7 protein-coding genes are annotated in these 11531 nt (G+C 55.8%); 4 read left to right on the forward strand and 3 right to left on the reverse strand.

All coding sequences use genetic code 11. The features are described 5' to 3' along the window. Nucleotides 1-208: 208 nt before the first annotated feature. On the forward strand, nt 209-3646 hold the full coding sequence (locus DDZ13_RS01745; protein WP_110129700.1) for a pyruvate carboxylase: 3438 nt from the start codon (nt 209-211) through the stop codon (nt 3644-3646). Nucleotides 3647-3793: 147 nt separating this feature from the next. Beyond that, entirely contained in the window at nt 3794-5167 is a 1374-nt protein-coding gene (locus tag DDZ13_RS01750; protein ID WP_110129701.1) for a hypothetical protein, read from the forward strand. 4 nt (nt 5168-5171) lie between these two features. Here DDZ13_RS01750 and DDZ13_RS01755 read toward each other — a convergent pair whose 3' ends face one another. From DDZ13_RS01755 to DDZ13_RS01765, 3 genes are all read right to left on the reverse strand, one after another. After that, nucleotides 5172-5576 carry a type II toxin-antitoxin system VapC family toxin gene (locus DDZ13_RS01755; RefSeq protein ID WP_110129702.1) on the reverse strand — a complete coding sequence of 135 codons (405 nt, stop codon included), beginning with the start codon at nt 5574-5576 and terminating at the stop codon, nt 5172-5174. Nucleotides 5577-5597: 21 nt separating this feature from the next. After that, nucleotides 5598-5822: an antitoxin gene (locus tag DDZ13_RS01760; RefSeq protein WP_110129703.1), complete on the reverse strand. Its 225-nt coding sequence runs from the start codon at nt 5820-5822 to the stop codon at nt 5598-5600. Nucleotides 5823-6100: 278 nt separating this feature from the next. Next, a complete protein-coding gene (locus DDZ13_RS01765; protein ID WP_110129704.1) occupies nt 6101-8869 on the reverse strand; it encodes a phosphoenolpyruvate carboxylase in 2769 nt (922 codons plus the stop codon). Nucleotides 8870-9115: 246 nt separating this feature from the next. Between DDZ13_RS01765 and DDZ13_RS01770 the strand changes: the two genes are divergently transcribed. After that, nucleotides 9116-10294 (forward strand): mechanosensitive ion channel, encoded by a 1179-nt coding sequence (locus DDZ13_RS01770; protein WP_233246052.1) that lies wholly within the window; start codon nt 9116-9118, stop codon nt 10292-10294. A 198-nt stretch (nt 10295-10492) separates the two neighbouring features. Beyond that, a complete protein-coding gene (locus tag DDZ13_RS01775) occupies nt 10493-11455 on the forward strand; it encodes a helix-turn-helix domain-containing protein (protein WP_110129706.1) in 963 nt (320 codons plus the stop codon). Nucleotides 11456-11531 lie beyond the last annotated feature (76 nt).

An 11531-nucleotide genomic window follows, 5' to 3' on the forward strand; every position in this document is an offset into this window, starting at 1 on the left:
AGGCGATGTCTTCAGGTACCCCTTCCGATGAAATGCTGATGATTCTTGCCGGACTCCTCGCCTTCGAACCGAGCTTCTAGCATCCGCAGGCGGAGCATCTACCGGTTTTGCGGCAATGCATTGGCGTGTCATTGCCGACCCTTGGCGTTGACAGCCCGGACCTCGCGTCCATTTTCGCAGCTTCTGTTACCCCCAAAACGATCTACCTATGACTAAGCTTCTCGCTGCTAACCGAAGTGAAATTGCCGTTCGTATCTTCCGCTCCGCGACTGAGCTGGGCTGCCGCACGGTTTCTATTTACGCCAACGAGGACCGCTTCGGTGTCCATCGCTTCAAAGCGGACGAATCCTATCTTGTTGGCGAGGGTAAGGGCCCGGTTGCGGCCTACCTCGATATCGAGAGCATTATCGATCTGGCCAAGGATAAGGCGGTTGACCTGATTCACCCGGGCTACGGCTTCCTCTCCGAGAATGCCGGCTTTGCCAAGGCCTGTGAGGAAAACGGGATCACCTTCGTCGGGCCGAGCGCGGAGCTGCTCTCCCGGATGGGTGATAAAATCGAGGCACGCAAGATTGCCGACAAGGCCAAGGTGCCGACGCTCCCCGGCACGAAGGATCCGATCAGTGATCCGGACAAGGCGCTCAAGACCGCCATGAAGATCGGCTTCCCCTTGATTATCAAGGCTGCCTTCGGGGGCGGCGGCCGCGGCATGCGGGTGGTGAAAGACCCCAAGGATCTAAAGTCCTCGCTGGAAGAGGCGCAGGGCGAAGCGGAACGTGCCTTCGGCAATTCCGCAGTGTTCCTCGAGCGCTACATCGAGAAGGCCAAACACATTGAAGTGCAGATCCTCGGCGACCAACAGGGCAACGTGGTGCATCTGCACGAGCGCGATTGCTCGGTGCAGCGCCGCCACCAGAAGGTGGTCGAGATCGCGCCGTCAATCGGCCTGCCGGACGCAGTCCGGGCCGAGCTCTGTCAGGCAGCGGTGCAGATCGCCAAGTCGATCGGCTACTACAGCGCCGGCACGGTGGAATTCCTTTACGACCTCGAGACCGACGAGTGGTTCTTTATCGAAATGAATCCGCGTATCCAGGTCGAGCATACCGTGACCGAAGTGATCACCGGCATCGATATCGTGCGGAGTCAGATCCTGGTGGCCCAGGGGCACAGCCTGCACGGGGAGGAGATCGGTATCCCGCAGCAGGAGAATATTCCCCGTAACGGTGTGGCGATCCAGGCCCGCATCACGACCGAGGACCCGGAGAGTAACTTTGCCCCCGACTACGGGAAGATCGTCAACTATCGCTCGGCCGCCGGCTTCGGCATTCGTCTGGACGGAGCCATGGGTGATACCGGTGCCGTTATTACACCCTATTACGATTCGCTGTTGGTCAAGCTGACCGCCTCGGCCCGCACCTTCGAGCTCGCCATCCAGCGGATGGACCGCGCGCTCCGGGAGATGCGCATCCGCGGGGTGAAAACAAATATCCCCTTCATCGAGAATGTCATCAATCACCCGATATTCGTATCGGGCAAGGCGACCACGACTCTGATCGATACCTCGAAGGAATTGTTCAATTTCAAGCGTCGCAAAGACCGGGCCACCAAGCTGCTCAAGCTGCTCGGCGATACCATCGTCAACGGCAACGACCAGGTGAAGGACCGACCGGTGCCCACGATGGACTTACCCGTGATCGTGCCCAAATACGACCACCGCCACGGCCTGCCCCGGGGGACAAAAGACTACCTCGACCGGCACGGACCTGAGAAATTTGCCGAGTGGACCCGCAAGCAGAAGAAGCTCCTGGTCACCGATACCACGATGCGCGATGCTCATCAGTCCCTGCTGGCGGCACGCATGCGCAGTTACGACCAGCTCAAGGTGGCCGATGCCATCGCCCACCGTGCGGGCGACCTTTACTCCCTCGAATGTTGGGGCGGGGCCACCTTCGACACCTCCATGCGCTTCCTCCGGGAAAATCCCTTCAAGCGGCTGCGCCGCCTGCGTGAACGGATCCCGAATGTCTGTTTCCAGATGCTCCTGCGCGGCGCCAACGGGGTCGGCTATTCCAACTACCCCGACAATGTCATTCGCGAGTTTATCAAGCATTCCGCGGAGTCGGGGATGGATATCTTCCGGGTCTTCGACTCGCTCAACTATCTGCCGAACCTGAAGGTGGCGATGGAGTCGATCCGCAAGCACACCAATTCGGTCTGTGAGGGCACGATTTGCTATACCGGCGATATCCTCGATCCGAAACGGGACAAGTATTCGCTCGAGTACTACGTCAAGATGGCGAAGGAACTCGAGAGCATGGGTGCGCACATCCTCGCGCTCAAAGACATGTCCGGTCTCTGCACGCCGCATGCCGCCTACAAGCTGATCAAAACCCTCCGCAGTGAGATCGGTATCCCGGTCCACTTCCATACCCACGACTCCTCCGGGATCGCCGGCGCCTCTATCATCAAGGCGGCCGAGGCAGGCGTCGATGTGGTGGACCTTGCGGTATCCTCCCTCTCCGGGCTCACTTCCCAGCCGAACCTGAATTCCACAGTGAACGCCCTTCAGGGCGATAAGCGCGACACCAAGCTGGACCTGAAATTCCTCAACGAGCTCTCCATCTACTGGGAAGCCATCCGTCAGTACTACGAGCCCTTCGATACCGCGCCCAAGTTCGGTTCGGCGGAAGTTTACACCCACGAGATGCCCGGCGGGCAATACACCAACCTCCGCGAGCAGGCCCGTGCGCTCGGCCTCGGGACTCGCTGGCCGGAAGTGGTGCGCTACTATCACGAGGTCAACATGGTGCTCGGCGACATTGTCAAAGTCACCCCCTCCTCCAAGGTGGTGGGCGATCTCGCCATGTTCCTGCTGACGAAAGGCATCGAGCCGAAGGACCTCGTCAACCTGGAGCCCGGCGGTGATTTTCCGGAGTCGGTTGTGGATATGCTTTCCGGTGGTCTTGGGCAGCCCAAAGGCGGCTGGCCCAAGAAGGTGCAGAAGGTCATCCTCGGTGATAAAAAACCTTACAAGGGCCGCCCCGGTGCCCGCGCGGAGAAGGTCGATCTTGATGCCACCCGCAAGGAGCTTGCCAAAAAATACAAGTGCGAGATCAGCGACGACGATCTCTATGCTTATCTGATGTACCCTCAGGTCTTTGCCGACCTGAAAAAGTATGTCGACGAATACGGGCACGCCCGCGTCCTGCCGACCCCTGCTTTCTTCTACGGCCTCAAGCCCGGCGAGGAAATCTCCGTCGAGATCGAAGAGGGCAAGGTGCTCATCGTAAAGCTGATCTACGTCTCCGAGCCGAACGGCGACGGCGAACGTACCCTTACCTTCGAGCTCAACGGCCGGGCCCGCGAATGCGTCATTCTGGACCGCTCCATCAAGGCCGATACCAAGAAGCGTACCAAGGCGGACTCCGGCGACAAGATGCAGGTCGGCGCACCCATTCCCGCCATGGTTAGTTCCGTTTCCGTCTCTGTCGGGCAGAAGGTTAAAAAGAAGGAGAAGCTCTGCGTGCTCGAAGCCATGAAAATGCAGACCACGGTCTACGCGCTGGCCGACGGGACCGTCGACACCATCGAGGTCCAGGCCGGCGATCAGGTCGATTCGAAGGACCTGCTGGTGCGGTTACGGTAGCTTCTTTTCCGTAGGGGTGGTGCTTTGCGCCACCCGCGAGCACAGCCCCTACATTGACCCCGCTGCGCTTGTTCGGTGTATTAAGACGAAAGTCGAAGCCCTCCGGAGAGGCTTGCGCGGGATGTCCAAGCCTGACACGGATAAAGCATGATCAAAAAGCTGCTCAAAGCACTTTTATATGTGTGCCTGATGTTGGCCTGTCTAATGACAGTGCTTGTCTTCTGGATGCGCATGGGTGAAGAAGAACCCCTCGATTATAGCCCTTTGAATTTTGAACTTGGGCCGGAGGATCCTGAGATCAATGGCTACACCTATCTCCGGGAGTTTTGTCAGGATAATCATGATACTATCCCTGAAAACTATCCGATCGAGTATTCGGAAGACTACGAAATTCAGGTGGACTATGATCGCTATGAGAATTGGGATCTGGAGTTTTTTAAGGAGATTTTAGAGGCCAATGCCGATTTTATGGCCGGAGTAGAAGCTGCATTTGAACGACCAATCTTCATGCCTGATCGCGAGTTCTTCCCCGAGAATATAGCCTGGCACGTTTCCTACCTCCGGTCTTATCTAATCTTACGGAAAATTGAATCACGCGTCTTGCATTTGTCCGGAGATTCCGAAGCTGCTTTGGCTCGACTGGCTGATCTAGCCGATGAACTTTCGATTCACGCTAAGTCGGGCGATGCCTTAATCGGCCTCTTAACCAATGTCGCCATGAATGGAATCCTAACTCACGAATTGTGGGTGTATCAGGCGAATATAAAGATTTCCGCAGAACAACTGAAACGTTTCGCGAAAGATTACGACATCGCGGAATACTACGCTGACGCAGTAAAGCTAGCTCTGAAACAGGAGTTCCAGTTTATGTGCCATGCCACAAAAGATACTTCTGAAGTTGGTGCGGTTGCTTATCAGATCCCGTTTATGGATGCGCCTTCAAAGGCGGAACTGTTGTTACAACGAACCCTGCTCTATGTCGGGTTTCGAAAAACACGGACCTTGAATGAAATGTTTCAGTTGTATTCCGAACTGGTCCGGCAATTTGATCGACCCTTGAGTCAACGTAATTTCGAATATGCTAATGCAGTCGGAGAAAACGGCGAAGGTAAAGGCTGGGGATCATACATAAACCGTAACCCAATCGGCGGTATAATACGTTCGACCCTTACTCGGTCGATGACGTTAGTATTGAATAAAATCAGTATGGCGGAGGTGAGCGCGTCCGCAACACGACTGAGCATGGCACTGCAGGCTTATTATATGGAACACGAATCGCTACCGGATAGACTGGATGAACTGGTGCCTGAATATTTGCCGATGATACCGCGCGACCCCTATGACGGCCAGCCCATGCGTTATTCTAAGGAACGTAAAATCGTCTATTCGGTAGGCGATGACTTCGTGGATCATGGGGGAAGTGAAAAGTCATTCCAATTTCAAGTGGATTATTATGACGATGAAGATGCTGCCGAGCACGACACGGCTGAGCCGACGTATCCTTTGAGGTTCGCGATGTAGTCCTTCATCGCATCCAATTTTCGGTCTTTAGATCTTTGATCCTCCCAAACTCCCTTTCGTTGCCGGTGACCAGTAGGCACGCTGACTCGACCGCCGTGGCTGCAATTTGCAAATCCATGGGTCCGATGGGCAAACCTCCGCTTTCGAGTTCGCAACGGATGCGGGCGGCGATTTGAGCAGTGCTTTTCTGAAAGGGAAGTTCGTGGATCAGGTCGAGGAACTTCTCAATCTTGGCCAGTTCGGCCTTTTGTCGCTTTGCGCCGAGGCGCAGCGCTCCGTAGGTCAATTCATAGCGGGTTATGGATGAGATCGCGATCCGGTCCGGGCTGATTTGCTGGATGGCTTCGACCGCATTTTCCTCTCCGCGGAGGACAGCAATGCAGATATCAGTATCGAGTAAGTAATCCATAAGGGCGCTTAGCCTTGATGCTTACTCTTCAAAGCTGCGGTGCTCTCCCTGGTCTGGGCGAACGAAATGAGGGTCTTCGATGCGGACCTTTTTAAAGAAGTTACGTGGCCACGCTTTAGCGTTCACCGGTTCCACAATCCAGCGCCTACCCTTGCGCTCAATGCGCATTTCGCCCTCGTGAGGTTCCAGCTCTTTCGGAATACGCAGGGCCATTGAGTTGCCGGATTTAAAGACTTTTGTTATCATGTATATACAGTGTATACGTACAGCAGATTTGTCAAGTCGTGCCCCGATTGACTCAAAGCATGTGCTGCTGCGGTTGAGGTAGGAGTATAAAACGGAGCCAGGACATTCTTGTCCTGAAGTCATGGTAGGGGTGCAGCTCTGCGGCACCCACGAACGCTGTGTTGGTACAGGACATTCGATACGCTTACGACTCGCAGGGCATCGCCTCGACGGCGATGCGGGCATGCGCGAGCACAGCCCCTACGTCCTCTAGCCTTGCACAATGAATCCCGGGCTGCTTACCCCGTGTTCCGCATCGCGCCGGAGAGGGCGTTGATTGTCATTAGGAGCTCGGTTTGGATGGCTTCGTCTTCCGGTTCGCCGGCGGCTTTTTGGGCGCGCCAGGTGCGGAGGAGTTGCACTTGCTTCTTATGGAGCGGACGCATGAGCGAGGCGCGGAGCATGTTGGAGTAGTAGTGCCCCTTGCGGCGCTCTTCGATCGGGCGGCACAGAAGGTTCTCCAGGTGCCGGCGCGTCAGCTTGAGCTCGTCCAGGAAGATGCCGGAGAACTTTTTCCTCAGGGATTCGTCCTCGACCAGGTCGATGTAGAGGCTGAAGATCTCTTCGTCGGTCGCCGCCAGGCTGGTGTCGATATTGGTAAAGACGTAGCGGACGAAGGGATCGTCCTTAAGCGCGTCCTTCAAGGTTTCGTAGGCGTCCGGGTCTTCCGAGTGCAGCTGTTCAAGGGCACTGCCCACGCCGAACCAACTCGTCATGTGCACGCGGGCCTGGCTCCAGGAGAATACCCAGGGGATGGCGCGCAAGTCGTCCAGGGTGTTGGCGCCGGTTCGCTTGGCCGGACGTGAGCCGATCTTGCTCATTTCAATGGCATCGATCGGCGTGGCGCTGCGGAAAAAAGTGATGAAGCCTTCCTCGTTCCGCATCTTGTCGTAGTAATGTTCGGAGGATTCGGCCAACCGGCTGATCACATCCGCGAGCGGGTGGAAGCTTCTTTCCGATTTCTTGTCCTTGACGTATTTGTTCAAGGAGTTGGCCGCCAGTAGTTCCAGATTGTAAGCGGCATTGACCGGGTTGGCGTACTTCTGGGCGATGGTTTCCCCTTGTTCGGTCAGACGAATGTCGCCGTTGGGCGCGCCGTAGGGCAGCGCTTTGATGAAGTAGTGGGTCGGCCCCGCACCACGACTGATGGAACCGCCCTTGCCGTGGAAGAAGCGGATTTTGACGCCGGCCTTGTGCCCGACTTCGCTAAGGGCATACTGGGCTTTGTAGAGGCTCCATTGGCTGGCGAGGATGCCGCCGTCCTTGTTGCTGTCGCTGTAGCCGACCATCACTTGCTGGGCGGGCTGCTTCAAATTGTACTTCTTTTGTTGCTGGGCCAGGGTCCGTTGGGTCACCGGGTGCGCCAGAAATTGCTGCAGGATCTCGGTGCCGTTCTCGAGGTCATCGATGGTTTCGAGCAGGGGCACCACCGGAATCTCGGCGTATTGGCCGTCTTCTGTCATCTCGGTGAGCCCCACTTCGCGGGCCAGCAGATAGACGGTCAGCAAGTCGGAGACGGAGCGTGTCATGCTGACGATAAAAGAGCCGATGCAGTTGGTGCCGAACTTCCGGGTGTGCTTGGCGATGACCCGGTAGCACTCGACCACGGCCTGGGCTTCCGGGCCGAGCTTCGCCTTCAAAGCAGTGAACGGGCGGGCGGACTCGAGCTCTTTATTGATAAAGGCCAGCCGCTTTTCCTCACTCCAATTGCCGAAGTCGGTTTCCTCGGCACTGGATGCTTCCAGAAGTTGTTCGATTGCCTTGTCGTGAAAACTGCTGTTTTGTCGGATATCAAGCGCCGCAAGGTGAAAGCCGAAGGCATCGACGACCCGCATCACACTGATCACGTCGTCGTAGGCGATGCTCTTGGCGCCATACTCAATCAATGAGGACTGGAGCAGCGCCAGGTCGTCTTTCAGTTGCTGAGAGTGCACATAGGCGCCTTCGACATCCAGTAGTTTCGTGGCATGGCCACGCACCGAGTCGACGGGTAGCTTGTGCAGCATCAGGCTGATGAACTGGCGAAAGACCTCGCCCTTGTTGCGCTCGTAGCTCTCCCGGCCATTGGGCCCGGTTTCGTCGAGCATCGCCTGAATGCGTTCCTGGAGAGCTTCATCCGCCTCCTCGTACGCGAGGCTGAAGCTGGTGCGCTGCACCAACCGGATGAGCTTGCGGCGGATCACCACCAGTGCGTTGAGGCGAAGCTGGAGCAGGGTATCGCGAGTAACTTCGGCCGTCACCAGCGGGTGGCCGTCGCGGTCACCGCCCACCCAGTCGCCAAAGCTGATTTTTGGGAAGCTGTGGCTGGCACAGAAGGCCTCGATGTCCATGCCGTTATATTGTACTGCCTGCAGTAGGCGGCGGTCGAGAATCGCGATCACTTCCGGGAAGACATTGACCATGTAGTGCAGGATGTTGCGCAGCTCGTCCTGAATGTCCGGTTTCTCCAGGTAGATTTCTCCGGTCCGCCACAGCCGGTAAAGGGCCAGCTCGATGTTGTGATCGACGTTGCGGATTTCGTTTTGCGTATACATCCGGTTCTCCCGCTGCACCAGAAGCACGTAAAGTTCCCGGTGGTGCTCCAGGACGGTGGCGCGCTTGGCTTCGGTCGGGTGGGCGGTCAGCACCGGTTCGATGGCGACTTCCCGGATCGCCTCCATAATTTCCTCCTCCGATAGCCCGGCTTCGCGCAGTTCCTTGATATTGATGCCCCAGAGCCCGTTGACCGAATCAAGTGAGACGTCCTCTTTCGTCCGGCGCGCCTGCACTGCCGCGTTGATCTCCACCATGTTCACCAGGTGGAAAATCATCGAATACAGCTGGATGTGCTTGGGCGTAATTTCTTGTACGTCCGGCTCTTTGTCACTGATCCAGGGGATGGCACCGGCGATTTCGCCTTCACCGTTTTTCTCCAGAATGTTTTTAAGGCTTCGGAGCAGAAACTCCAAATCCTTGTAGGGTTTGCCCAAAACGCGTTTGGTGGTTAAAAATGATTCTCGTAAGCTCATGGGAATGTCGGGTTAGACAAGCGCTCCTCTTCGGGCTGTCAACTCAGTGGCGGTTATGGCGATGTGGTGTAGTTGAATTTAGCAGCAAAGACTTTGCCACTTCATATCAGGTCTCAAGGGTTGTTTAGTTCTTTGAGCAATTTGATGCATGCCCATTAGGGCCTTGTCATAACGGTTATTCTCTTTATGCATGATAGGGTCCTTTGGACGTACTACTGGAAAACTAACCCTCAAAAAACTAATACTATGGCAGAATTCCTCTCTCCTTTCCTGGAAAAGTTAGGATCATTTATGCCCGATGCATTCGCCGCGGCGATTGTATTGGTCATCGGCATTATCTTGGCAGGGCTGTTGCGCAAAGGCGCGGCCTTTATGTTTTCTAAACTGAAGATCGACGAACGCATCAACAAAGAGCGCGAGAACAAGCTGAGTGTTGAATCGCCCGCATCAACATTCATTTATTATCTGGCGCTGCTTTACGTGCTGCTATTGGTGCTGAACATTCTTGGCGTGGAAAGTGTGCTGCAGCCGCTGCAGGACATGTTCCATGAATTCGTCGGTTACATCCCGAATATCATCGCGGCCGGAGTGATTGGCTTCGCCGGTTATATCCTGGCACGAATCGTCTCCGTCGTGGTGGGGACCGCCGCCAAGGGTCTCGATGCCCTAAACAAAAAGCTCAACCTGTCCAGCAGTGTCAGCCTCTCCAAGCTGGCACAACAACTGGTGTTCCTTTTCATCTTCGTGCCGATTCTTATCGTGGCGTTGGATGCCTTGGAAATGGCGGCCATTTCCGATCCGGCGACTGGTATGTTGGATGATTTGATGGCGGCGATTCCCGATATCATCGGAGCGGCCATCATTCTCGCGGTCTTCTTTGTCGTCGGGAAGTTCGTGGTCTCCATGGTAGTCGAACTCTTGAAGAACCTCGGCGCGGACAGTCTGCCGGAAAAACTCGAGCTGAAGGCCATCGTCGGCAACGATTTCTCGCTGTCCAAGGTGGCCGGGAACGTTGCTTTCTTCTTCATCATGTTCGGTGCGGTCATCTCCGCCCTGGATAAACTCGACATGCCCCAGATCGTGACGGTACTGCAGGGCCTTCTCGTGCTGGCCGGACAAATTCTGCTCGGTCTGGTCATCCTGGCAGTGGGCAACTTCTTCGCCAACCTGGCGCATAAGCTCCTCAGCCGGTCGGAGGGCGAAAGCGCCATTGTTGCTTCGATTGCCCGCTACGCGATTCTCGCTCTCGTGCTCGCCATTGGCCTGCATGCCATGGGCATCGCCGAGGATATCGTGCTGCTGGCCTTTGGGCTCTCGCTCGGTGCAATTGCCGTAGCGATAGCGCTGTCCTTCGGCCTCGGTGGCCGCGAAGCGGCCGGCAAGCACATGGAATACCTGCTCAGCAAGTTCCGGAAGGACGGCTAGCCGATTCGATCATCTCATTTGCAGGAAGCCGGGTGTATCTCACCCGGCTTCTTTTATGTTGGGCAAAGGAGATCAATTCGCCCAACGACATCAAAGGTCGGAGCTTTATAAAAAAGCACTGTACTGTTTTTCTTTAGTCGATTCCATGGTAAGATCACGTGATTATGCGTATCTAGAAACCTAACCCTTCGATTCCCCGTGGCCAAAAACGAACCTGTCAAATCGATCGTCATCGAGGATGTGGCCGAGCAGAGAGCCATGCAGCCATGGGTGGATATGGAGTTTTTCCAGATGGGGCGGGGGAAGCGGGTCGGTCGCATGGCGAGTGTCGATCTTGCCGCGCAACAGGTCGTTCAGGAAAAACAGGATGTCGCGGTCCAGAAGCTGGGAGTCATGCCGGACAATATCTGCACCGTCTCGTGTTGCGCCTTTGACCCGGATTTTCGGTTTTCCGAGATTCAAGCCGGTGAGACGGATGCCGTCTTTCTCCTGCCAGGAAATGCGGAATTTGATGTCTATGTTCCGGCCGGAGCACAGACCAGCTATATCAGCTTTGACCAGAACGAACTGATTGGGCACTTGCGGGTGCTCGACCCCGAGCGATGGGAGTATCCGCCAAAAGCGTTGTGGGCCATTCCCGGAGTGCCCAGGTCGGCGTTGGAGAGTCTGGTGCGGCAGTTCTACGAAGTAGCACGGAGTCATGGCGTGAACGGTCGTGATAGAGCGTTCCTAAGGCAAATGCTCTTGCATGAGGTTGCGGGGATGGTGACGTCATCGCGCGGTCAGGATGTTCCTGCCATGGATCGCCTGCGTGCTTTCCGTGTTTGTCGTGCGGCGCTAGGCTATGTGGAAGATCGTCTGTCCGAGGATGTCTTGCCGACGATCACTGATCTTTGTCTGGAGTTCGGTGTTTCCGAGCGCACGCTGCAATATGGCTTTCAATCCTACGTCAATATGTCGCCTCAGTCCTATTTACGCCTCTGCCGACTGAATCGAGTGCGGGCTGTATTGAGGGCACCCACGTCGAAAGAAATCACCGTGACCGAGGTAGCCACCCGTTTTGGCTTTTTCCATATGGGGAAATTCGCTCAGTTCTACCGTCTGCATTTTGGTGAGACGCCCTCCATAACTCTTGCGCGTGGTTTAAAGCTGATGGCCTGAGGCAGTTCAAATTCTTTCCATGAAGGCAGGATGGTGGCTGCGAAACCAGCCAGGGATCAGAAAAATAGAGTAAATA

The organism is Coraliomargarita sinensis, assembly GCF_003185655.1.
Lineage (GTDB): Bacteria > Verrucomicrobiota > Verrucomicrobiia > Opitutales > Coraliomargaritaceae > Coraliomargarita_B > Coraliomargarita_B sinensis.

What these genes read in the sequence shown, in the direction of transcription:
- DDZ13_RS01745 (WP_110129700.1), top strand. Translation starts at nt 209, where the DNA reads ATGACTAAGCTTCTCGCTGCTAACCGAAGTGAAATTGCCGTTCGTATC.
- DDZ13_RS01750 (WP_110129701.1), top strand. Translation starts at nt 3,794, where the DNA reads ATGATCAAAAAGCTGCTCAAAGCACTTTTATATGTGTGCCTGATGTTG.
- DDZ13_RS01755 (WP_110129702.1), bottom strand. Translation starts at nt 5,576, where the DNA reads ATGGATTACTTACTCGATACTGATATCTGCATTGCTGTCCTCCGCGGA.
- DDZ13_RS01760 (WP_110129703.1), bottom strand. Translation starts at nt 5,822, where the DNA reads ATGATAACAAAAGTCTTTAAATCCGGCAACTCAATGGCCCTGCGTATT.
- DDZ13_RS01765 (WP_110129704.1), bottom strand. Translation starts at nt 8,869, where the DNA reads ATGAGCTTACGAGAATCATTTTTAACCACCAAACGCGTTTTGGGCAAA.
- DDZ13_RS01770 (WP_233246052.1), top strand. Translation starts at nt 9,116, where the DNA reads ATGGCAGAATTCCTCTCTCCTTTCCTGGAAAAGTTAGGATCATTTATG.